At 71.4% G+C, this 23,100-nt stretch carries 19 protein-coding genes; 13 read left to right on the top strand and 6 right to left on the bottom strand.

What is annotated here, in order from left to right:
- The first annotated feature begins 5 nt into the window (after nt 1-5).
- Both IEX69_RS05970 and IEX69_RS05965 read left to right on the top strand, forming a co-directional pair.
- Nucleotides 6-1,397, top strand: a complete 1,392-nt coding sequence (locus IEX69_RS05970) for an ATP-binding protein (RefSeq protein ID WP_085020157.1) — start codon at nt 6-8, stop codon at nt 1,395-1,397.
- The gene (locus IEX69_RS05965) at nt 1,394-2,389 is read left to right on the top strand and encodes a DUF8320 family protein (protein ID WP_085020156.1); all 996 of its coding nucleotides are present in this window, start codon (nt 1,394-1,396) and stop codon (nt 2,387-2,389) included. The genes IEX69_RS05970 and IEX69_RS05965 overlap by 4 nt, the downstream gene beginning before the upstream one ends.
- Before the next feature lie 373 nt (nt 2,390-2,762).
- On the opposite strand, the gene IEX69_RS05960 is transcribed toward IEX69_RS05965, so the two are convergent.
- A complete protein-coding gene (locus IEX69_RS05960) occupies nt 2,763-3,011 on the bottom strand; it encodes an acyl-CoA carboxylase epsilon subunit (protein ID WP_085020155.1) in 249 nt (82 codons plus the stop codon).
- Between the two features lie 42 nt (nt 3,012-3,053).
- On the opposite strand from IEX69_RS05960, the gene IEX69_RS05955 reads away from it, so the two are divergent.
- Entirely contained in the window at nt 3,054-5,594 is a 2,541-nt protein-coding gene (locus IEX69_RS05955) for a bifunctional lysylphosphatidylglycerol flippase/synthetase MprF (protein WP_085020154.1), read from the top strand.
- Nucleotides 5,595-5,709: 115 nt separating this feature from the next.
- Here the strand turns inward: IEX69_RS05955 and IEX69_RS05950 are convergent, their stop codons facing one another.
- The gene (locus IEX69_RS05950; RefSeq protein WP_085021510.1) at nt 5,710-7,314 is read right to left on the bottom strand and encodes an acyl-CoA carboxylase subunit beta; all 1,605 of its coding nucleotides are present in this window, start codon (nt 7,312-7,314) and stop codon (nt 5,710-5,712) included.
- 69 nt (nt 7,315-7,383) lie between these two features.
- Between IEX69_RS05950 and IEX69_RS05945 the strand changes: the two genes are divergently transcribed.
- From IEX69_RS05945 to IEX69_RS05925, 5 genes are all read left to right on the top strand, one after another.
- Nucleotides 7,384-8,196 carry a biotin--[acetyl-CoA-carboxylase] ligase gene (locus IEX69_RS05945; RefSeq protein WP_085020153.1) on the top strand — a complete coding sequence of 271 codons (813 nt, stop codon included), beginning with the start codon at nt 7,384-7,386 and terminating at the stop codon, nt 8,194-8,196.
- Nucleotides 8,197-8,225: 29 nt separating this feature from the next.
- A complete protein-coding gene (locus IEX69_RS05940; RefSeq protein ID WP_085020152.1) occupies nt 8,226-8,966 on the top strand; it encodes a PH domain-containing protein in 741 nt (246 codons plus the stop codon).
- A 46-nt stretch (nt 8,967-9,012) separates the two neighbouring features.
- Nucleotides 9,013-10,146 carry a 5-(carboxyamino)imidazole ribonucleotide synthase gene (locus IEX69_RS05935; protein WP_268235383.1) on the top strand — a complete coding sequence of 378 codons (1,134 nt, stop codon included), beginning with the start codon at nt 9,013-9,015 and terminating at the stop codon, nt 10,144-10,146.
- A gap of 173 nt (nt 10,147-10,319) precedes the next feature.
- The gene (gene purE, locus IEX69_RS05930; RefSeq protein WP_085020150.1) at nt 10,320-10,787 is read left to right on the top strand and encodes a 5-(carboxyamino)imidazole ribonucleotide mutase; all 468 of its coding nucleotides are present in this window, start codon (nt 10,320-10,322) and stop codon (nt 10,785-10,787) included.
- Nucleotides 10,784-12,139, top strand: a complete 1,356-nt coding sequence (locus tag IEX69_RS05925; RefSeq protein ID WP_229756244.1) for an LCP family protein — start codon at nt 10,784-10,786, stop codon at nt 12,137-12,139. The genes purE and IEX69_RS05925 overlap by 4 nt, the downstream gene beginning before the upstream one ends.
- An 89-nt stretch (nt 12,140-12,228) precedes the next feature.
- On the opposite strand, the gene IEX69_RS05920 is transcribed toward IEX69_RS05925, so the two are convergent.
- The 4 genes from IEX69_RS05920 to rfbB all read right to left on the bottom strand — a co-directional run bounded on the left by IEX69_RS05920 (nt 12,229) and on the right by rfbB (nt 17,585).
- Entirely contained in the window at nt 12,229-14,412 is a 2,184-nt protein-coding gene (locus IEX69_RS05920) for a hypothetical protein (protein ID WP_174604469.1), read from the bottom strand.
- A gap of 180 nt (nt 14,413-14,592) precedes the next feature.
- A complete protein-coding gene (locus tag IEX69_RS05915; RefSeq protein WP_085020149.1) occupies nt 14,593-15,732 on the bottom strand; it encodes a glycosyltransferase family 4 protein in 1,140 nt (379 codons plus the stop codon).
- The gene (gene rfbD / locus IEX69_RS05910; RefSeq protein WP_085020148.1) at nt 15,733-16,584 is read right to left on the bottom strand and encodes a dTDP-4-dehydrorhamnose reductase; all 852 of its coding nucleotides are present in this window, start codon (nt 16,582-16,584) and stop codon (nt 15,733-15,735) included.
- Between the two features lie 11 nt (nt 16,585-16,595).
- Nucleotides 16,596-17,585: a dTDP-glucose 4,6-dehydratase gene (rfbB, locus tag IEX69_RS05905; RefSeq protein WP_085020147.1), complete on the bottom strand. Its 990-nt coding sequence runs from the start codon at nt 17,583-17,585 to the stop codon at nt 16,596-16,598.
- A gap of 98 nt (nt 17,586-17,683) precedes the next feature.
- On the opposite strand from rfbB, the gene IEX69_RS05900 reads away from it, so the two are divergent.
- The 5 genes from IEX69_RS05900 (at nt 17,684) to rffA (ending at nt 23,091) form a co-directional block, all read left to right on the top strand.
- Entirely contained in the window at nt 17,684-18,178 is a 495-nt protein-coding gene (locus IEX69_RS05900; protein WP_085021508.1) for a GtrA family protein, read from the top strand.
- Nucleotides 18,178-19,014, top strand: a complete 837-nt coding sequence (locus IEX69_RS05895) for a glycosyltransferase family 2 protein (RefSeq protein ID WP_085020146.1) — start codon at nt 18,178-18,180, stop codon at nt 19,012-19,014. The genes IEX69_RS05900 and IEX69_RS05895 overlap by 1 nt, the downstream gene beginning before the upstream one ends.
- Nucleotides 19,011-20,843, top strand: a complete 1,833-nt coding sequence (locus tag IEX69_RS05890; RefSeq protein WP_085020145.1) for a putative glycosyltransferase family protein — start codon at nt 19,011-19,013, stop codon at nt 20,841-20,843. Before IEX69_RS05895 ends, IEX69_RS05890 begins: the two co-directional genes overlap by 4 nt.
- A 74-nt stretch (nt 20,844-20,917) precedes the next feature.
- A complete protein-coding gene (locus IEX69_RS05885; RefSeq protein ID WP_217348610.1) occupies nt 20,918-21,931 on the top strand; it encodes a glycosyltransferase in 1,014 nt (337 codons plus the stop codon).
- A 2-nt stretch (nt 21,932-21,933) separates the two neighbouring features.
- A complete protein-coding gene (rffA, locus tag IEX69_RS05880; protein ID WP_085021506.1) occupies nt 21,934-23,091 on the top strand; it encodes a dTDP-4-amino-4,6-dideoxygalactose transaminase in 1,158 nt (385 codons plus the stop codon).
- Nucleotides 23,092-23,100 lie beyond the last annotated feature (9 nt).

Genomic DNA, 23,100 nt, shown 5'->3' with positions numbered 1-23,100 from the left:
ATCCCGTGATCGGCGACGGCGCCGTGGACGGCGGCGGCCGAGGCGGACGCCGCGTCCGTCCCGCCGACCGCGGCGGGCGGGTCCGGGCGGTGATCGGCGGACTCGGCTCGCGCCGGCCGCGCGCCTCGACCAGGGAGCGGATCGACACGATCCTCGCCCGCCTCGTCGCCCTGTTCGGCCTCGTCTTCACCGTGCAGTCGATCCCCGCCATGCTCGGGGCGGCAAAGGGCGTGAGCCCGGTCTGGGCGGTGGTGACGCCCGTGTGGTGGCTCGCGGTCATCGCGGCCGCCGCCGTGTGCTCGGTCGTCCGCCGGGGCGCCCGCGTCAGTGCCGGGGTCGTGGCGATCAGCTTCGTGCTCATCATGGTGCTGTGGCCGCTCGGCGTGCCGGACCCGTCCGATGCCGACGGCGTGCAGCCCTGGATCTTCTACGTGCTCAGCCTCACCATCGCGGCAGCGGCGATCGCCTTCCCGCCGTTCGTCGCCGGCGGATACGCCCTCGCCGTCGCCGCGATCTACGTCGCGCTCCGGCTCTCGCCGGCCGGCGGGGCCGCGACGCCGATCCCGGTCGCGATCGAGACCGCCTACGGGGTGCTGATCGGGATGTTCGTCGTGGTCGTCATCGGGACGCTCCGTGCGGCGGCGTCGAAGGTGGACTCCGCGCAGGCGCAGGCGATCGCCAGCTACACCGTCGCCGCCAGGCAGCACGCGATCGAGCTCGAGCGCACGCGCATCGACGGGATCGTGCACGACCGCGTGCTCGCCTCGCTCCTCGCCGCCGCGCGCGCCGAAGGGGAGGAGCAGCGCGGCGTCGCCGTCGCCATGGCCGCCAGGGCCCTCGACGAGCTGCGGGAGCTCGGCGCGTCCGACGACGCGACCGAGAGCGCGGCGGAGACCGGCCCGGCCGGCCCCAGCGACGGGATCGCGGACGGGGCATCGGCCGCCGCCGACGCGATCGAGCGGATGGAACCGGGTCCGGCCCTGCTGGAGCGGTTGCGGCTCATCGCCGCCGCGGCTCCCGGTGTCGGGTTCGACGCCCTGGACGTGCCGCCCGCGATCCCCTCCCGCATCGCCGACGCCCTGTGCGCCGCGACGGCGCAGGCGGTCGAGAACAGCGTCCTCCACGCGGAGTCGCCCGGCGCTCCGGTGCTCGAGCGGCCGGTGCGTCGGGAGGTCGTCGTCTCCCGGGCCGGGGGCGGGGTGACGGTGGTCGTCACCGACACCGGGACCGGCTTCTCCGTGGAGGACGTCCCGGCGGATCGACTGGGCCTCCGGGTGTCGGTCCTCGAACGGATGCGGTCCGTCGGCGGCGAGGCGGACGTCGCCTCCGCCCATGGCGCCGGCACCCGCATCCGGCTGGCGTGGCGGCGCCTCGACGACGAGGAGGGCAGAGCGTGATCGTCGTGCCGCGGCTGCTCCTCATCCTGCTCACCGCCGCCATCTCGGCCTACCACATCGTGCTCGGCGTCTACACGCTGGGCACCCCGCAGTCGCCCTGGCCGGTCGTCGTCTCGATGGTCCTCTACGCCGTCGCGACCACGCTGAGCCTGTGGCCGGGGCGACGGCAGCGCATGCCCGCGTGGCTGGCCGCGGGCGACGGCGCCGTGTCGGTGGTGATGCTCATCCTGGTGCTCAACCAGCTCGATCCGCGCGCCGACAACGGCTACGCCACCTGGCCGATCGCCGCGGTCGGCACCCTGATGACGATCGTCGTCGTGCGGCAGCGGGCCTGGTTCGCCTGGAGCGGCGTCGTCGTGCTGGCGCTCACCGTCCTGGTCTGGGCGGACGATCCCGTCGCCCTCACGACGCTGGGGGTGGTCGGCAGTGCGGTCTTCGTCGGCGTCGGCCAGGCGGCGACCCGCGCCGTCGGGCTCTCCGCCCGCGACGCCCGGCTGTACGAGCGCGCCGCCCGGCGTGCGGTCGAGTGGCATGCGCGAGAGGAGGCGGAGCGGAGCGAGCGCGGAGACCGGGTGAGGATGATGACCACCGTCGCCACGCCCCTGCTCGAGCGGATCGTCGCCACCGGCGGTGTCCTGGACGAGGACGAGCGCGCCGAGTGCCTCCGCCTAGAGGCCGCCCTGCGCGACGAGATCCGCGGGCGTCGACTGCTCGACGACGAGGTGCGCCGGGTGGTCTCCGCCGCCCGGCAGCGCGGCGCGGAGGTGAGCCTCCTCGACGAGGGCGGGATCGACGAGCTCCCCGACGCCGATCGGGCGCGGATCATGGCCGAGATCGCCGAGCACATCGGAGGCAGCGAGGCCGACCGGATCGTCGTGCGCACGGGCGCCGTCGACGACGACGTCGCGGTCACCGTGGTGGGTCTCTCCCGCCGTCCGGACGAGGAGGAGGACGCCGTCACGCTCTGGCTGGAGATCCCGCGGCGGGCCTGAGCTGCGCTTCAGGTGAGGTACTACCTACGCTCGGGCGGTCGATCCGAGCGGCCCTCCACGCGGCGGACGAAGGGGCCGAGGGCGGAGCGTGTGGAGAGGGCTCAGAGGACGGAGACGACGAAGGGGCCGGCCTGACGGCCGACCCCTTCGTGAAGACTCCGAGTCAGGGCGATAACCCGAATACCGCCCTGACTCGCCCCCAAGCATCCGCCCGCTTACCCTAGTCAGCGGATGCCCGGCGGTGTTCCTCGGGTCAAAGACTGAGAGACACCTAGCACTGACGATATTGCCGCCTCCGAGAGGCGGCGTCAGTAGGGATTTCGGAGGACATTTCCTTCAGGTCGTTCAGGAATCGTCCAACCTGCTCTCAGCTTCAGGCGCCGCCGAACGAGCGCCAGCCGTGACGGCCCGGCTGGAGCGGCTGCCGGAGCGCGCGCTGGCTGTGGCTCCAGGCGGAGGGAGCGATGGCGGGCTCGTCGTGGATCGACTCGAGTTCGGCCGCGACGGCGGCCTCGACGACGACCGTGACGGCCGCGACCTCCTCGGCGGTGACCCCTGCGGTGAGGACCCGGATGCCGGAGTCGGTGCCGGACTGGGGGTGCTGCGCGGTCGAGTCGGTCACACCGACGAGGCTACATTAGTCACGACGACAAGGGGGCTCTGGATGCTGACGACCTGGACTGTCCTGCGCAGGTATCTCGCGAGCATCCCGCTCTCGCTGGGGTTCGCCGCGCTCCTCGTGGTGACGGCTCTCGTCACGGGCACGTTCTTCGGCGAGCCGAGCGACCCCACGGTGCAGACCTGGGCGGCCGGGGTGACCACGACCGTCGACGCGGGACGCTGGTACACGGTCCTCACCGCTCCCTTCATCCCGTGGGACCCGCCGCAGCTGATCGCCGGCATCGTGCTCTCCGCGGGACTGCTCGGCATCGCCGAGCGGCTGCTGGGGCGCGTGCGGATGCTCGTCGTGCTCGTCGTCACCGGCATCCTCGGGGTCGGGGTGGGCGTCCTCGTGCAGTGGCTCGGCTCGATCGCGGGCGAGTGGTGGTCGGACGGGACGAGCGCCGACCTCACGATGGATCCGCTGACACCCATCGCGGGTGCCCTGATGGTCGCCACCGCCTTCATGGGGCCGCTCTGGCGGAGGCGCTTCCGCCTCACCGTGTTCGCGCTGCTGGCGATGCTCGTCCTCTACGACGGCGACACCTCGAGCGTGTACAAGCTCATCGCGGCGCTCGCGGGACTGGTGATCGGATGGGCGGTGTCGCCGCGCCGAGGCCACCTCACCTGGCATCGCAGCTCCTTCGCGGAGTCGCGTGTGCTCATTGCCACCATCGTGGTCGTCACCGCGATCGGCCCGCTCATCACCTACCTGCATCCCGACAGCGACAACCTCGGCGCGCTGAGCCTGATCTCGAGCCTCTTCGGTCCGGAGGTGTTCCCGTCCGCCTCCGACCTCGCCGACACCTGCGGGTTCAGCAGCGCCGAGATCTGCGCTCAGCTGACGGCGTTCAGCGCCCTCGGCAGCGTGGGCGCGGTTGTGCTGACGTTCGCGCCGATCGCGCTGCTGCTCGTCGCCGCGTACGGGCTCCGCAGGGGTCGCCGCTTCGCCTGGGCACTCGCGCTCGTCACCAACGCGGCGCTGGCCGCGATGGGCGCGTCGCTCGCTGCCCTCTACTTCGGGCTCCTCGGTCCGCTGTTCGACGGGGCCGACCTCAGCGGCTTCGACATCGGCGACATGGTCGTCCTCGGCGGGTCGATCGTGCTGGTGCCCGTGGGGGTCATCGTCCTGCTCGTGGTCACCCGGAAGCGGTTCTGGAACCCTGCGCCGCGCGAGGCCGTCATCCGGTTCTGGGTGACGATGGCGGTGGTCCTCGTCGTGCTCGGGGTGGCGTACTCGGTGTCGGCGTTCCTCACGATCGACGAGTTCTCTCCCGCGACGTCGCCGGGAGAGCTCGTCGTCGACACCTGGCGGCGCTTCCTTCCCGCGACCGCGCTCGGTGTCGTCGCCGCGATCCCGGTGCCCACCAACCCGATCACCCTCCTGCTCTTCCAGTGGGTGGGGCCGGTGTTCTGGGCGGTGTTCGCGGTCGGCGTCGTGCGCCTCCTCCGCGCCGACGAGCGCCATGTCGCCGTCGGCGACCACCAGCGCATCCGCGCCCTGCTGCGCCGTGGCGGCGGCGGGACGCTCGGATGGATGACGACCTGGCCCGGCAACGTCTACTGGTTCCGCGAGGACGGCCAGGCCGCCGTCGCGTACCGCGTGATCAACGGCGTCGCGATCACGATGTCCGATCCGGTCTGCGCGCCCGGCGAGGAGGACCGCACCATCCGCGAGTTCGCCTCCTACTGCGACCGGCACAGCTGGATCCCCGTCTTCTACAGCGTCCACGACGACCTCCTCCCGGTCTTCACGGGCATGGGCTGGCAGCACATGTCGGTGGGCGAGGAGACGCTGATGCACCCGCAGACGCTCGAGATGACGGGGAAGCCCTGGCAGAACGTCCGCTCCGCGCTCAACCGCGGCACCAAGGAGGGCATGACGACGGTCTGGACCACCTACGACGAGCTGCCGCGCGCGACGATCGCCCAGATCAACGCGATCTCCGAGGCCTGGGTGTCGGAGAAGGAGCTCCCCGAGATGGGCTTCACCCTCGGGGCGCTCGAGGAGATCAAGGACCCCGACGTCAAGCTGATGCTCGCCGTCGACCCGGAGGGGCGCATCCACGGCGTCACGAGCTGGCTCCCGGTCTACCGCGACGGACGCCCGATCGGCTACACGATCGACTTCATGCGCCGCGCCGACCAGTCGATGAACGGGACCATGGAGTTCCTCATCGCCTCCGCCGCGCTCCACATGAAGGAGGAGGGCATCGAGGTCCTCAGCCTCTCCGGGGCGCCGCTCGCCAAGGCGCCCGTGCCGAAGGGGGAGGAGCCTCCCGCACCGACCGTGATGACCGAGCTGCTCGACTTCCTCGCGAAGACGCTCGAGCCCGCCTACGGCTTCTCGACGCTGTTCCGGTTCAAGGCGAAGTTCAACCCGACCTACGTCGGCATCCACATGGCGTACCCCGACCCGCTCGCGCTGCCCACCATCGGCACCGCGATCGGCAAGGCGTACCTGCCGTCGATGACGACGCGCGAGACCGTCGCCCTCGTCCGCACCCTCGCCGGCTCCGGCTCGAGCTCCTCCGCGTCGAAGTAGCCCGCCCGCCTCGCCTCACCCCTGGCTTTGTCCAGGAAATCGTCGCCTTTCGCACGATTTGCGACGGTTTCCTGGACAAAGCCAGGGGTGGACGGGGCGCGTGCTACCGCGGGGATCAGAGGGGGATGTTGCCGTGCTTCTTCGGGGGCAGGCTCGCCCGCTTGGTGCGGAGGGCGCGGAGCGCCTTCACGACGGCCACCCGCGTGGCCGCGGGCTCGATCACGCCGTCGAGCTCGCCGCGCTCGGCCGCGAGGAACGGCGAGGCCACGTTGTAGGTGTACTCGTTGGCCAGACGGGTGCGCACGGCGGCGACGTCCTCGCCGGCCTCCTCGGCGCGCTTGATCTCACCGCGGTACAGGATGTTCACCGCGCCCTGGCCGCCCATCACCGCGATCTCCGCGGTGGGCCAGGCGAGGTTGATGTCGGCGCCGAGCTGCTTGGATCCCATCACGATGTACGCGCCGCCGTACGCCTTGCGGGTGATGACGGTGACGAGCGGGACGGTCGCCTCGGCGTAGGCATAGAGCAGCTTGGCCCCGCGGCGGATGACGCCGGTCCACTCCTGGTCGGTGCCGGGCAGGTACCCGGGCACGTCGACGAGCGTGAGGATGGGGATGGAGAACGCGTCGCAGAAGCGCACGAACCGGGCGGCCTTCTCGCCCGCCTCGATGTTGAGGGTGCCCGCCATCACGTTCGGCTGGTTCGCGATCACGCCCACGGAGCGGCCTTCGACCCGGGCGAACCCGATCACGATGTTGGGCGCATACAGCGGCTGCACCTCGAGGAAGTCGCCGCCGTCGACGATGTGCTCGATGATCGTGTGCACGTCGTAGGGCTGGTTCGTCGAGTCGGGGATGATCGTGTTCAGCTTGCGATCGGAGTCCGTCACCTCGAGCTCGACCTCGGCGTCGTAGACCGGGAGCTCGGCGAGGTTGTTGTCGGGGAGGAACCCGATGAGGGCGCGGGCGTAGTCGAGCGCGTCGTCCTCGTCGCTGGCGAGGTAGTGCGAGACGCCCGAGACCTTGTTGTGCGTGAGGGCTCCGCCGAGCTCCTCCATCCCGACGTCCTCGCCGGTGACGGTCTTGATCACGTCGGGGCCGGTGACGAACATCTGGCTCGTCTTGTCGACCATGATGACGAAGTCCGTCAGAGCGGGGGAGTAGACCGCGCCGCCCGCGGCCGGGCCCATGACGATCGAGATCTGCGGGATGACGCCCGACGCCGCGGTGTTGCGGCGGAAGATCTCGCCGTACTTCCCGAGCGCGACGACACCCTCCTGGATGCGAGCGCCGCCGGAGTCGAGCATGCCGATGATCGGGACGCCCGTCTTGAGCGCGAGGTCCATGATCTTCACGATCTTCTCGCCCGCCACCTCGCCGAGGGAGCCGCCGAAGATGGTGAAGTCCTGCGCGTACACCGCGACCTGGCGGCCGTGGATCGTGCCCGTCCCGATGACGACGGCGTCGCCGTAGGGACGGGAGCGCTCCATGCCGAACGCGTGCGTGCGATGGCGGACGAACTCGTCGAGCTCGACGAAGCTGCCGTGGTCGAGGAGGGCCTCGATGCGCTCGCGCGCGGTCTTCTTGCCCTTGGCGTGCTGCTTGGCGATGGCGGCCTCGCCCGACGCCGTCACTGCCTCGTGATAGCGGTCGCGGAGATCGGCCAGCTTGCCCGCCGTGGTGGAGAGGTCGGGCGAGGTCGTGGTCTGGTCGTCGGTCACGCCGTTCACTCTACAGTCGGCCTCCCGCGCCTCCTCGTTGACGAAACCCACAAACGGTAGCGTGGAGACATGCCCATGCCGCTGTCGTCGTCCCTGGTCCCGCGCCTGGAGTGGCTCGAGCGGACCGGGTCGACCAACGCCGACCTCGTCGCCTGGGCCGCCGGCCCGGAGGCTGCCGCCTGGCCCGACCTGTCGGTGGTGGCGACGGCGGACCAGACCGCCGGGCGCGGGCGCCTGGGACGCACCTGGATCGCGCCGCCGGGACGCACGCTCGCCGTGTCGGTGCTCGTCAGGCCCGGGCCCGCGGACGTCGCTCCCGCGGTGATCGGGCTGCTGCCCCTCCTCGCCGGGGTCGCGATGACCGCGGTCGTCCGCGAGCTGGTCCGCCCGGAGGACGGCGACCGCCCGGCGACCGGCATGAAGTGGCCCAACGACGTGCTCATCGGCGACCGCAAGGTGGCGGGCATCCTGGGCGAGGTCCTGCCGGACGGCGGCGGTGCGGTGATCGGCGCCGGGCTGAACCTCACGCTCTCCGACGACGAGCTGCCCACACCCGTGTCGACCTCGCTCGCCCTCGAGGGCGTCGACGAGCTGTCGACGGATGCGGTGCTCGCCGCCTACCTCCGCGAGCTCTCGACGCGCTACCGCGACCTGCTCGCCGCCGACGGCGACGCCGAGCGCAGCGGCCTGCTGGTGGCGGCGCGCGAGCTGAGCGCCACGCTCGGCCGCCGCGTGCGCGTCGAGCTGCCCGACGGCGCCGTCCGGGAGGGGACGGCGGTGGCGCTCGACGCGGTCGGCCGGCTCGAGGTCGAGGAGGGCTCCGGCGGGCGGCTGATCGTCTCGGCGGCCGATATCACGCATCTCCGGCACAGCGACAGCTGAAATCGAGCAACTGCCCGCACAATGGCAGCATGCCGAAGTCCGCTGGCGACACCGACGACCTCACGTCGGCCTTCGGCGACGGCGGATGGGACGACCCCACCGCGTTCGGCGAGACCGTGGCGCACCCGCGTCCCCAGGGGCGTCGACCGAAGAACCGGCGCCCCGCCCCCTCCGGCGACGAGGCGTCGACGGAGCGCTTCGGCTGGGGCGCCGCGCGACCTCCGCAGACCGTGCTCGGTGCCTCCGCCTCCCCGAACCCCTGGCCGCTCGCCCCGCTGAGCTCCGAGACGGCCCCCGTGCCCGAGCGCATCCTCGCCAGGGTGCGGCCGCACGGGCGGCGCCTCATCCTGCCCGCGCTGGTGCTCTTCGCCGTGAGCGGCGCGTTCGGCTGGTTCTACGGCTCCTTCGCGGAGGAGTGGCAGAACATCGCCGTGCTGGCGGGCGCGATCGCCGCCGTGGTGCTGCTGGTCCTGCTGCCCTACCTCGCCTGGCTCGGGCACCGCTACACGATCACGACCCGCCGCATCATCGCGCGTCGGGGGCTCCTGGTGCGTCATCGACAGGACGTCTTCCTCGCTCGGGTGACCGACGTGCGCCTCCGCCGCGGTCCGCTGCAGGCGATGGTCCGCTCCGGCGACGTCCGCGTCGTGGCCGGGCCCGACCTCACGCTCGTGCTCCACGACGTGCCCTCGGCCACGCTCGTCTCGGCGCTCCTCGGCGACCTCACCGAGCATCCGACCGCCACCTGGTCGCTCGGCGCCGGCGGCTGACCGTCCTCCCGCGGAGACTCCCCGCGTCGCGAGTAGGCTGGTCGCCGTGCTGAGAGTGGGAGTGGTCGGTGGCGGACAGCTGGCGCGGATGATGATCCCGCCCGCGATCGAGCTGGGGATCGTCATCCGCGTGCTCGCCGAGGACGAGGGGATGGCCGCGCAGATCGCGGCCACGCAGGTGGGCGACTACCGCGACCTCGACACGGTGCTCGCGTTCGCCGAGACCGTCGACGTGGTCACCTTCGATCACGAGCACGTTCCGCAGACCGTCCTGCGCGAGCTCGTCGCACGGGGTGTCGCGGTGCACCCGGGTCCGGATGCCCTGCAGTACGCCCAGGACAAGATCCGGATGCGCGAGGGGCTCACCGCACTCGGCGTGCCCGTCCCGGACTGGGCCGCGGTGACGGATGCCGCGGGTCTGCAGGCCTTCCTCGACGACCACGGCGGTGCCGCCGTCGTCAAGACGGCGCGGGGCGGTTACGACGGCAAGGGCGTCCGCGTCGTGCGCTCGGCCTCCGACGTCGAGGACTGGTTCGCCGCCCTCGACGAGGACGGACGCGGGGGCGCGCTGCTCGTGGAGGAGCTCGTCTCGTTCCGCCGCGAGCTCGCGCAGCTGGTGGCGCGGCGGCCCTCCGGCGAGACGACGCTCTGGCCGGTCGTCGAGACCGTGCAGCAGGACGGCGTGTGCGCCGAGGTGTTCGCGCCGGCGCCCGGGGCGGCGGAGCGTCTGGCGGAGATGGCGGCCCGGATCGGACTCCAGATCGCCGAAGGGCTCGGTGTGACGGGCGTGCTGGCGGTGGAGCTGTTCGAGACCGACGACGACCGGATCCTCGTCAACGAGCTGGCCATGCGTCCGCACAACAGCGGTCACTGGAGCATCGACGGATCGACGACGAGCCAGTTCGAGCAGCACCTGAGAGCCGTCCTCGACCTCCCGCTCGGGGCGACCGGGGTGCGCGAGCCGTGGGCGGTCATGATCAACGTGCTCGGCGGCCCCGAGACGGCGACGCTCGACGAGCGCCTGCCCCTCGCACTCGCCGACCAGCCGGAGGCGAAGGTGCACCTCTACGGCAAGAGCCCGCGCCCGGGCCGCAAGATCGGGCACGTGACGGTGACCGGCGACGACCTCGACGACGTCACCTACCGGGCCCGTGCCGCGGCCGCCTTCTTCCGTGACTGAGTCCCCGGAACCGACCCCTGATCCGTCACTTTCTGCTAGTGCGCGCCGCCCGCACTAGCAGAAAGTGACGGATCAGGATTCCCGGCCCACGCCGAGGAGCTACGGAGGGATCCCAGGGTCGCCGACCTAGAGTGTCATCCGTGTCATCACCCGCGCCCGTCGTAGGAATCGTCATGGGTTCCGACTCCGACTTCTCCGTCATGAAGGACGCCGTCGAGGTCCTCGACGACTTCGGCGTGCCCGCCGAGGTGCAGGTGGTCTCGGCGCACCGCACCCCCGAGCGGATGATCGACTACGGCAGGACCGCCCGGCTCCGGGGCCTCCGTGTCGTGATCGCGGGAGCCGGAGGTGCCGCGCACCTCCCGGGCATGCTCGCCGCGGTGACGACGCTGCCGGTGATCGGGGTCCCGGTGCCGCTCGCCCGACTCGACGGGCTCGACTCGCTGCTCTCGATCGTGCAGATGCCGGCCGGCATCCCCGTCGCGACCGTCTCGATCGGCAACGCCAAGAACGCGGGCCTTCTCGCCCTCAGCATCCTCTCGGTCGCCGACGACGGCATCGCCGATCGCCTCGCCGGCTATCGCGAGGAGCTCGTCGAGCTCGTCGACCGCAAGAACGCCGACCTGCAGGAGCGCCTGTGACGACGCTGGCCGCCAGCCCCATCCGCTACCCCGACCTAGGGTCGGAGAAGGCGATGACCGTCCGCGGCTGGTGGCTCGTCGTCATGAACGTGCTGATCCCCGGGTCCGCGCAGGTGCTCGCGGGCAACAGGCGCCTCGGCCGCTTCGGGCTCGTGTTCACCCTCGTGATGTGGGTGCTGCTGCTCGCCACGGTGATCGTGGGCCTGGTGTCCCGCACGACGCTCATCTCGCTCGCCACCATGCCGATCGCGCTCACGGTGCTGCAGGTGATCCTCGTCGCCTACGCGGTGCTCTGGATCGTGCTCACCCTCGACACGCTCCGGCTCGTGCGCATCATCCGGGTCACGCCCCAGGCGCGGCCGCTGATCGCGGCGTTCGCCGTCATCCTGCTCTTCGTCTCCGCCGGATCGGCCGCCTACGGCGCGACGCTCGCCGGATCGCAGCGCGACCTCCTCAACTCGGTGTTCAACGTGCAGGCCGCGGCCGAGCCGCCCGTCGACGGGCGCTACAACATCCTCCTCCTCGGCGGCGACGCCGGACCCGACCGCGAGGGCATGCGTCCCGACTCGATCTCCGTGGTGTCGATCGAGGCGGCGACCGGCAAGGCCACGATGTTCGGCATCCCGCGGAACCTCGAGAACGCGCCCCTGGTCGAGGGCTCGCCGCTCATCGGCACCGACTACGCGCCCGACGGCAGCTACGACTGCGGCAGCGACTGCCAGATCAGCTTCCTCTACCCCCGGGTGGAGGCGTTCGACGAGGACCTCTATCCGAATGCCGAGGCGGAGGGCTCGCTGCCCGGCATCGAGGCGACGAAGGATGCGGTCCAGGCCGTGCTCGGGATCACCATCCAGTACTACGTGCTCATCGACATGCAGGGCTTCGCCGACCTCATCGACGCGCTCGGCGGTGTCGACATCGACGTGGCGGAGCGCCTGCCCATCGGCGGCGACGAGGACCTCAACGAGGTCGAGGGCTGGATCGAGCCGGGGATGCAGCACATGGACGGCGACCTCGCCCTCTGGTACGCGCGTTCTCGTCACTCCACGAGCGACTACGACCGCATGGAGCGTCAGCGCCAGCTGCAGGAGGCGATCCTCGCGCAGTTCGATCCGGCGAACGTGCTCTCGAAGTTCCAGGGCATCGCCTCGGCGGGTGCCCAGGTGGTGAAGACCGACATCCCGCAGTCGACGCTGCCCTACTTCGTCGAGCTGGCGATGAAGACGAAGGACCTCCCGATCGACTCGGTCGAGCTCACGCCCCCGCTCATCGACCCCGAAGACCCGGACTACACCGTCATCCACGACACGGTCGCCGCGGCCCTGGCCCCCTCCACGCCCGCGCCTCAGTAGCCCCTCCCGTTCCGCCACCCTCCTGGCCTTTCGCCACGCGCATGCGCATGGCGAAAGGCCAGGAGTGTGGCGAACGGGTGATCGAGCGCTCAGCGTTCGCGGCGGCGCGCGGCGAGGAGGGCGGTGGCGAGTGCTGCCACGAGGAGAGCGAGCGCGGCGAGCGCCAGAGCGGGCGTGACGGGCGCGCCGGTCGCAGCGAGCTCAGCGGAGGCCGCGGCGCTGGAGGACGGGGTCGGCGAGACCGGCGGCGTGGGCGGAGCGTCGGGAGCGGCGACCGCGATCGGGGCCGCGAGCCCCAGGAAGGCGACGATCTCGTGTCCGGCGGGATTGGTCTGGAGAGGGACCTCGGCCCAGTTGTTCGCCAGCCACACGGTGCCGGACTGGTCGATCGCGACGCCCGTGTTGCGGACGAGCCCGTCGAAGAAGTATCCGGTGATGTCCGGCGAGATCGCGTCACCCGTGGTCAGCCCCTCCGGACAGGTCGACGCCGTCGTCCCGCAGAACGCGGAGAGGCGCTTGCCCGCGAAGTTCGCGACCCAGACGTTGCCGTCGCCGTCGGTCGCGATGCCCCAGGGGAGCGTGGCGCCGCCCCCTTCGTACTGCTCGACGGTCGACCCGTCAGCGGCGATGGCAGCGACCGAGCCGAGGTACGGATCCTGACCGGCTCCGTCCCAGACGCCTCGATCGTCGAACTGCGCCGCCATGAGGGAGTCGAAGGTGGGGCCGCCCGAGTCGGGACGTACCGGACAGGGCAGGGTCACGCCGCCCGAGTTCGCCACCCAGACCGTGCCGTCCGCCGAGGACGCCAGCCCCATCGGGTTGTCGAACGCGGCGTTCGGACCGGGGGAGCCGGCGAGGACTCCGCCGTCGTAGGACAGCATGTCGACCGCGTCGTTCACGATGCCCGACACGAACAGGGCCGATCCGTTGTCGACGACGTCGAAGGGCTGGTCGAGGTCGAGCTCGTCGGCTGGGACGATACGGGCCTGCGCGGGGTCGCCGCCCGGATAGACGGTGACGGTGCCGTCGTTGCAGTTGGCGAACCAGACCGATCGGTTCGCGTCGATCGCCAGCCCCTGGGGCCAGTTCAACGATCCCTGCGTGAACCCGGTATCCGCAGGCGAGAGCGCGACGCCCTCGGAGGTGAAGAGCGATGCGCTGTCGTGCGGCGGCTGCTGGTCGGCGGGGCATCCCGGCGCGGGAGCCGCGAAGCCGAAGTTCGCGACCCAGACGTTCCCGGTGGGCACGTCGATCCCTACGCCGAACCCGGCACCGGAGAGGCCGCCGCCGGTGAATGCGGTCATCTCGCCGGTCGGAGAGAACCTGAACACCTCGTCCGACCCGCAGACGGGCGAGTGGGGATCGGCGTCGTACTGGTAGTTGTTGATCACCCAGATGTCGCCCTCGTGATCGACCGCGAAGTTGCCCGGTCCGGCGAGCGACTGCCCGTCGCCGTCGAACCGAAGCGCCAGGGTCCACGCCACCGGGGATCGATCCAGTACCGCGGAGGCCGGATCGAGCGCGGTGAGCGTCGAGAGCTCGTAGAGGCGCTCGGGGGCAGAGCTCGGGTTCCGTGCGACGCCGGACAGGGCCCGCAGTGGATCGACCGGGGTCTCCGGGGCCGTGGCGAGCGCACCGAGGGAGACGATCTCGCGACAGGTGCCGTCGGGGTATCGGACGGGGTCGGCGAAGGGGCTCGTCACGCACGTCGCGAGGGCTGCGGTCAGCGTGTGGAACGCCGCCTCTGTCGAGGTCTCCGCGCCGTTCGGGGGCGACGCGAGCACCTCCGCTTCCGCGCCCGTGGCCGTGTCGGCGAGATTCGCCGCCATCCCCGCCGCGTTCCGGATGCCGGGCGCGACCCCGGCGACACCGGTCGCGGAGACGAACTGAGCCATGGCCCAGGCCATCGCCACCGTGGTCCGTTCGTTGATCACGGCCGAGCCCGCACCCACCGGCAGCACGGCCGCGAGCGTCGCGGGGACCGCATCCGGATGCACGGGGTCGGCCGGAGCCACCGCCCGCAACCACACCACGCCGTCCTCGGGCGCGGCCGGCGCCGGCACGGAGAACGTCCCGTCCGCGGCGACCACTGCGCTGGAGGGATCTGCGGAGGAACCGGATGCGCGTGCCTCGACGGTCCATCCTGCCCAGCCCGCGGGCATGCCCGCCGCGGCGACGGTGCCCAGCGACCCCGTGACGACGCCCGGAGCGGCCGCGTCGGCGGAGGCGCCGAGGGCGACCGCCGATCCGACCAGCCCGACCGCGACCGCCATCCCGATGATCCTGCCCCGTCGCACCATCTCGCGCCCTCCCGACGCCACCCTAGGCCGCGACACCCGCGCGCGTCGAGCGTCCCCGGGCGATCCCGTTCGCCACCCTCAAGTGGTTTCGCCACACCGATCGAGGTGGCGAAACCACTTGAGTATGGCGAAACGTGTGAAAGGGGACGCGGGTCAGAGGTCGGCGTGGAGCTGCCAGACCTTCTCGGCGGAGTCGCGCCAGGAGAAGGAGCGGGCGCGGTCGAGACCCGAGATGGTCAGGCGCTCGGCGAGCGCCGCGTCGGTCGTCACGGCCTCGATCGCCTCGGCGATCTGGGCGGGATACGCCTCGGCGGTGGTGCGCTCGATGACATGCGTCGCGCCGGCGCCCACCTCGAGGAGCGCGGGGACGTTCGCGTGGATCACCGGTGTGCCGAAGCTCATCGCCTCGACCACGGGCAGGCCGAAGCCCTCGGCGAGGCTCGGATAGACGAACGCCGTGGCGCGGTCGATCACGAGCGCCAGATCGCTGTCGCTGAGGAAGCCGAGCACCCGCACGCGGGAGGCGTCGACGCCGGCGGACGCGGCCACCTGGAGGACGTCGACGTCGCCCCAGCCCTGAGGGCCGGCGATGAGCAGCGGCAGGTCGCCCGACTGCGGCAGTGCGAGGGCGCGGATCAGCAGCTCGAGACCCTTGCGCGGCTCGAGCGTGCCGACGGCGAGCAGGTATCGGTCGGGCAGCTCGAGCTCGCGGGCGCGGGCGGAGGCCTGCACCGGCAGCTTGAGCGCCGGGCTGACCGCGCCGCCGATCACCCGAATGCGGTCGCCGAACGAGAAGTAGCGGTCGAGGTCGTCGGCCACGGCGTGGGTGGGCACGACGATGGCGTCGGCGTACTTGGCCGCGCGCTTGGCCATCGCCCGATGCCAGGCGACACCCCGCGGTGTGAGCGCATCCGGATGCGTCCACGGCACGACGTCGTGGATGGTCACGGCGACCTGGGTGCCCAGCTGCTCGGCCCTGTTGTGGCGGCGAAGCGGCGCCATGAGGCTCGTGGCGTGCACCATGCCGTTGCCGGACGAGCCGATGACTCCGTGTTGCCAGGCAGCCGTCAGCTCACGGCGGGGGAGCGACGCGCGGTGGAGATCGGCGAGACCGGGAAGGGTCTCGCGGATCTCGGCGGCGCGCTCGTCGGGGATCTTGGAGACGATCCCCTCGACATCGCAGCCGCGCGGAGCTGTCGCGATGAGCTGACGGGTCAGCTCCGTGGTGTAACGGCCGATTCCCCCCGGAACACTCGCGACGAGCTGATCGACGATCACTCGCAGCGTTGCCATCTACTCTCCAAAGACTCCCGAGCTCGCCGCCTCGTGCAGGGCGGCCCGCCAGTCGCGCATGGGCGCGAGACCTGCTCGGGACCACGCGTCGTGCCCGAGTACGGAGTACGCGGGACGCGGGGCAGGACGGACGAACTGCGAGCTGTCGGTGGGTTCGACCTTATCAGGGGAGAGTCCGGCTTCCTGGAAGGTCGCCTGGGCGAACTCGAACCAGGAGGCGGTGCCCGCGTTGGTGCCGTGATAGATGCCCGCGGGCGCGCCGGAGTCGGCGAGGAGCACGAGCTGGCGTGCCAGGTCGGCCGTCCAGGTCGGCTGGCCCACCTGGTCGTCGACCACGCTGACGGTGTCGCGCTCGCGCCCGAGGCGGAGCATCGTGGCCGGGAAGTTCGGACCATCGGCGCCGTAGAGCCAGGCCGTGCGCACCACGTATCCGCGGGCGGGGTTGAGACGCAGCACCGCCTCCTCGCCGGCGGCCTTGGTGCGGCCGTAGGCGTTGAGCGGATCGCGCGGCTCGTCCTCGCTGTAGGGGGATGTGGCGTCGCCCTGGAAGACGTAGTCGGTGGAGACCTGGATGAGCGCGGCGTCGTTGGCCGCGGTCGCCAGGGCGAGGGTCGCGGCCCCGGTCGCGTTGACGGCGTACGCGGCGTCCTCGTCGGTCTCGGCCGCGTCGACCTTGGTGTAGGCGGCGCAGTTGAAGACCACGTCGATCCCGGCCACCGCCGCGGCGACCGCGTCGGGGTCGGTGATGTCGAGCTCCGCGCGGGACAGGGCGACCACGTCGCGCCCTGCGAGCGCCCGCTGGAGGTCGTGGCCGAGCATCCCGGAGGCGCCGGTGATGAGGTATCGCGTCACGGTCCCGTGCCTCAGACCAGGGCGGCGCGGGCCTTGAGCGGCTCCCACCAGGCGCGGTTGTCGCGGTACCACTGCACCACGTCGGCGAGGCCCTGCTCGAACGGCACGAGCGGCTCGTAGCCCAGCTCCGCCTGGATCTTGGAGATGTCGACCGAGTAGCGCAGGTCGTGGCCGAGGCGGTCGGCGACGCGGTCGACGTACGACCAGTCCTTGCCGGTGGCGTCGAGCAGCAGCTGGGTCAGCTCCTTGTTGGTCAGCTCGGTGCCGCCGCCGATGTTGTAGATCTCGCCCGCGCGGCCGCGGGTGAGGACCATGGCGATGCCGCGGGTGTGGTCGTCGACGTGCAGCCAGTCGCGGATGTTGTTGCCCTCGCCGTACAGCGGCACGTGCTTGTCGTCGATGAGGTTGGTCACGAACAGCGGGATGACCTTCTCGGGGAAGTGGTACGGGCCGTAGTTGTTCGAGCAGCGCGTGATCGACAGGTTGAGGCCGTGCGTGCGGAAGTAGGAGCGGGCGAGCAGGTCGCTGCCGGCCTTCGACGCGGAGTACGGCGAGTTCGGCTCGAGCGGGCGGTCCTCGGCCCACGAGCCCTCGGCGATGGATCCGTACACCTCGTCGGTGGACACGTGCACGAAGCGGGGCAGGTCGTTGCGGAGCGCCGCGTCGAGGAGCTGCTGTGTGCCGAGCACGTTGGTCTCGACGAAGATCGACGCGTCGCGCACCGACCGGTCGACGTGCGACTCGGCGGCGAAGTGCACCACGGCGTCGAGGCCGGGGAAGAGGTCGTCGAGCAGCTGTCCGTCGCGGATGTCGCCCTTGACGAACGTGAGCCGCGGCGAGTCGGACACCGGGAGCAGGTTGTCGAGGTTGCCGGAGTACGTCAGTGCGTCGAGCACCACGACCTCCGCGCCCTCGAGGCCCGGGTAGGCGTCCTCCAACGTGCGACGCACGAAGTTGGAGCCGATGAACCCGGCGCCGCCGGTGACCAGGATCTTCTTCATGGGGTGAGTACTCCTCGCTCGATGACCCGTCGATTGTAGCGGGCGTGTCCTGGAGGTTCCGGACGCGGGCACCTGCGCTCTATAGAGTGAGCGTCGTGATGCGGCCAGACGAGACCCCGGCGGAGCGGCCGGGCCTCCTCCTCAGGCTCGTCCGCGACCAGCGCATCGCCTTCCTGCTGGTGGGGGCGACGAACACCGGCTTCGGCTTCCTGGTCTTCATCGCCTTCGACCTCACCCTCGGGGTGTGGGTCGACGCCGCGGCGGGCGAGACAATCGGCTCGCTCGCCGTGCTGCTCGCCGCGCACGTGATCAGCGTGCTGTTCGCGTTCGTCATGTACCGCACGTTCGTGTTCCGGGTGCGAGGTCACGTCCTCCGCGACCTGGCGCGCTTCGAGAGCGTGTACCTCGTCGCGATCGGGATCAACGCCGTGATCCTGCCCATCCTGGTGAACCTCGGCTGGAACCGGATCGTGGCCCAGCTGGCGATCCTCGTCGTCACGACCCTCATCAGCTGGTTCGGTCATCGCGGCTTCTCGTTCCGCAGGCAGGGCGAGGTGGCGACCGAGACGGAGCCGGAGAGGGGGCGGACCTGATGCCCAAGCTCTCCGTCGTCATCCCGGCCTACCAGAACGAGGCGTTCATCGCCGCCGCGGTCGAGTCCGTCCTGGACCAGGACCACCCCGACTTCGAGCTCGTCGTGGCCGACCACTCGTCCACCGACGCGACGAGGCGCATCCTGGAGCGGTACCTCGGCGACCCCCGGTTCACGCTGCTCGACACGCCGACCGGCGGGGGTGCGGAGGCCAACTGGCGACGGGTGTCCGCAGCCGCGAGCGGGGAGCTCCTGAAGCTCCTCCCCGGCGACGACGTGCTCTATCCCGGCGCGCTGCGGGCGCACACGGAGGCGCTCGACGAGCACCCGAGCGTGGTGCTCGTCTCGAGCCCCCGCGACATCCTCGACGCGGCCGGCCGCGTCACCATCCGCAACCGCGGGCTCCAGGGCGTGGCCCGGCGTGTGCAGCCCGGGGTCGAGGCGGTGCGGCAGACCGTCCGGCGCGGCACCAACGTGTTCGGCGAGCCGGGATCGGTGACGATGCGACGAGCGGTCCTCGAGGAGGCCGGCGGCTGGGATGCCCGATTCCCCTACCTGATCGACCAGAAGACCTACTCCGCGGTGCTGTTCCGCGGGGACTACCTCCCGGTCGACAAGACCTTCGGCGGGTTCCGGGTCAACCAGGGTCAGTGGAGCGTCGCCCTGACGAACGAGCAGGCGGCCCAGGCGAAGGCCTACCACCACTGGTGTCGCGAGAGCGCACCCGACAGGATCAGCGCATCCGACGTCTGGATCGGCGACCGGCGGGCCGAGCTCATGGCCCTGGCGCGTCGCGCCTACTACACGGTGAACGGCAGACGGATGAGGTCGGCATGAGGACCCTCGACCGGTTGTCGCTGCGACTGGCCACCTGGCGGTGGCTGCCCTACGCGACGGCGGCGGTCCTGTCGCTCGCCGCCCTGTGGATCGGGTTCGACCTCTGGCACGTCGACTGGACGGTGCCGTTCTGGTACTCGGGCGACGCCCTCGCCGTCGCCTCCCACTTCAAGACCGTCATCGAGACCGGGTGGTTCACCTACCAGCCCGATCTCGGGGCGCCCTACGGCCAGCGGTACAACGACTACCCGCAGGCCGACAACCTCAACTTCATCGCCGCGAACCTCCTCCGCGTCTTCAGCGGGCAGTTCGGCGTGCTGATGAACGTGTACTTCGTGCTCGGCTTCCCGCTCGCCGCGCTCACCGCGGTGTGGTTCCTGCGGCGGGTGGGCGTGTCTCGGACGCTCTCGGTCGCGCTCGCGGTGGTCTACTCCCTCGCCCCGTACCACTTCATCAAGGGGGAGGGTCACCTCTTCCTCGCGCAGTACTTCGTGGTGCCGCTCGCCCTCGGGATCGTGTGGCGAGTGGCGACCGGACGCGGACTCTGGCGTCTGCGGCCCACCGGTTCCGGACCGGTGCGCGTGCTGACCCTGCGCAACGCGGCGACGCTCGGCTCGTTCGTCCTGATCGCCACGGCGTCGAGCTACTACACGGTCTTCGTGGCGCTCCTCCTGGCCGTCGCCGGCGTCTCCCGGCTCTGGCGCACCCGGCGGTGGCGACCGTTCTGGGGCGCGGCCGCGGCCGGAGGCGTCCTCGTCGTCACGATGGCGATCAACCTCCTGCCGGACCTGCTCTACCGCCTGCAGAACGGGGTGAACGACGCCGTCCTGGTGCGCAGCCCGCCCGAGGCCGAGCTCTACTCGTTCAAGCTCGCGGCTCTGCTGCTGCCCACGCCCGGTCATCGCTTCGAGCCCTTCGCCACCCTGCGGGCGCTCTACGACGCCCACTACCCGCTGCCGAGCGAGCAGCCGGTGCTCGGCATCATCGCGTCCGCCGGGCTGATCGCGCTGCTCGTCGCGGCGCTGCACCTGCTGCTGTCGGCGGGACGTCCTGGCTGGCGCACGACGCGGTCGCTGGCGCGCCGGCTGTCGATCCTCGCCGGTCTGGCGCTCACCGCCTTCCTCTTCGCTACCGTCGGCGGGTTCTCGACCTTCCTCTCCTTCGTCGACTTCCCCATCCGGTCGTGGAACCGGATGGCCATCCTCCTCGCGCTGCTCTCGCTCGCCGCGGTGGGCCTCCTGCTCGACCGCCTCGTGCGGCGGGCGGTCCTCCGCCGTCGTGCCGCGACACGGCGGTCCTCCGCGCGGCGCTGGGTCGTGGCGGTGCCGCTGGCGGTCGTGCTCGTGGTCCTGGCGACCTGGGACCAGATCCCCGCCGTGGACCAGTCGGCCAGGGCGGCCGCGGTCGCGTCGTTCGACTCCGACCAGCGGTTCGCGGAGGACGTCGAGGCCGCCGTGCCGGCCGACTGCATCGTCTACCAGCTGCCCTACATCGCCTTCCCCGAGTCGCCGCCCGTGAACGGCATGACGGACACCGACGAGCTCCGACCGTTCCTCCACTCCGACTCCGTGCGCTGGACCGCGGGCGGCATCAAGGGCAGGCCCGAGGTCGACGAGGTGGGGTCGTGGTCGTCGCTGCCGGTGCCGGAGCTCCTCCAGAAGCTCGACGGGATCGACGCCTGCGGCGTCGTCGTCGACACGGCGGGCTACGCGGACCGCGGCGCGGACGTCCTGGGGCAGCTCCAGCAGACGACGGGAGCATCGCCGGAGAGGTCCGACGACGGCCGCTTCGTGTTCCTCTCCCTGGCCGGAGGCCCCCAGCAAGGGTGAACGTCGTCTGAGAGGGCGTGAGATGCCGCTCGGGCATCCCGGTTCATGTCGAATCCACATGATACGTTTCCGCCGTGCAACAGGACGAGCTGGGGGAGGCCGCCTACTCGGTGTCGGTGGTGATCCCCGTCTACCAGGGTGAGCGCACGCTGGCGTCGGTCGTGTCCGAGCTCGAGCCTCTCACCCACACGAGCGTCACGCCAGGGGGCATCGCCTACCGCGTCGACGAGGTGGTCCTCGTGCACGACAACGGCCCCGACCACTCCGACGTGGTGATGCGGGACCTCGCCGCCCGGCATCCGTTCGTCAGGATCGTGTGGCTCAGCCGGAACTTCGGTCAGCACGCCGCGACGATCGCGGGGCTCGCCCGCGCCACGGGCCGCTGGATCGTGACGATGGACGAGGACGGCCAGCACGACCCGGCCGCCATCCCGCTCTTCCTCGACGCCGCCGTGCAGGAGCGTGCCGGCGTCGTCTACGCCGACTTCACCAACGAGCGACCGCACGGCGCCGTGCGGTCGGTGGCGTCTCGATCGTCGAAGTCGCTGCTCGGCCGGGTCTTCGACACGCCGGATGCGCGCCTGTTCCAGAGCTACCGCCTCATCCGCGGCGACATGGCCCGTAAGCTCGCGCAGTTCGCGGCGACCGGCGTCTACCTCGACGTGGCGCTGTCCTGGGTCACCAACCGGGTGGCGACCGTCCCGACCCGGCTGCGCTCCGACGACGGCCGGGTCTCCAGCTACACGGTCGGCTCCCTCTTCGCCTACTTCTGGCGGATGGTGCTGACGAGCGGGACGCGCGGCCTGCGCCTCGTGAGCGTGCTGGGCGGTGCTCTGGCGGCGATCGGGTTCCTCCTCGCCGTGTACGTCATCGTCGCGATGATCGTCGGCGAGGGCGACTCGGTGGAGGGGTGGGGCTCGACCATGGTCGTCATGCTGATCTGCTTCGGCGCCGTCCTCGTCTCGCTCGGCGTGATCGCGGAGTACATCGGCGTCTCGCTCAGCGTCTCGATGGGCCGTCCGCTCTATCTCGTGGTGGACGACCCGGAGACCGTCATGTCCGACACCCCCTCCCCGCGGACGCTGTGACGGTGGCGGGGGGAGACTCCGGTGGGGGAGACGTCGTGTTCAGCCGGCCGTTCCGGGCGCCCGGCGAGCTGGAGAACCTCGACCGGGTCCTGCGGTCCGACCACTCGCACGGCGACGGGGTCTTCACCGCCTCCGCCACCGCGCGCCTGCGGGAGATCACGGGGGCCGGGCACGTCCTGCTGACGACGTCCTGCACGCACGCGCTCGAGATGGCGTCGATGCTCCTCGACCTCGGACCGGGAGACGAGGTCGTGCTGCCGACGTTCACCTTCCCGTCCGCCGCGACGGCGATCGTCACGCGCGGCGCGACGCCGGTCTTCGCCGACATCGACCCCCGCACCGGCAACGTCGACCCCGAGTCCGTCGCGGAGGCCGTGACCGAGCGCACCCGCGCGATCTCCGTCATGCACTACGGGGGAGTGGCCGCCGACCTCGACGCGCTGGAGGCGATCGCCCGGCCGAGGGGCATCCCGATCATCGAGGACAACGCCCACGGCCTCGGCGGCGTCTCCGGCGGACGTCGACTGGGCACGGAGGGCGCCTTCGGGGCGCAGAGCTTCCACGACACCAAGAACGTCCACTGCGGCGAGGGCGGCGCCCTCCTCATCAACGACGAGCGCTACGTCGCCCGCGCGGAGATCATCCGCGAGAAGGGAACCGACCGCTCGCGCTTCCTCCGGGGCGCCGTCGACAAGTACTCCTGGCAGGACGCGGGGTCCAGCTACCTCCCGAGCGAGCTCAACGCCGCCGTGCTCGACGCCCAGCTCGCCGCCTTCGACGAGATCCAGCGCAGGCGGCGCGCGGTGTGGGACGCCTACGCGGCAGGGCTCGCCGACTGGGCGGGGGAGCACGGCGTCGACACGATGTCGGCCGCGCCGGGTCTCGAGCACTCCGCTCACCTCTACTACCTGCTGCTGCCCGAGCACGAGGACCAGCAGGCGCTGATCGCGCACCTCAAGGCGCGCGGCGTGCGCGCGGCGTTCCACTACATCCCGCTCGACAGCGCACCCGCGGGGCTCCGCTACGGCAGGAGGGTGCGTCCCCTCGATCGGGCCGCCCGCTTCCACGACAGGCTCGTGCGCCTGCCCCTCTGGGCGGGCATGACGGATGCGGAGGTCGAGCGGGTGCTCGACGGTGTCCGCTCATTCCGCCCCCGCTAGACTGCACGG

This window comes from Cnuibacter physcomitrellae, from assembly GCF_014640535.1.
Lineage (GTDB): Bacteria > Actinomycetota > Actinomycetes > Actinomycetales > Microbacteriaceae > Cnuibacter > Cnuibacter physcomitrellae.
The sequence above is the reverse complement of the archived record's forward strand: the minus strand, read 5'-3'. Positions and strand labels throughout refer to the sequence as shown.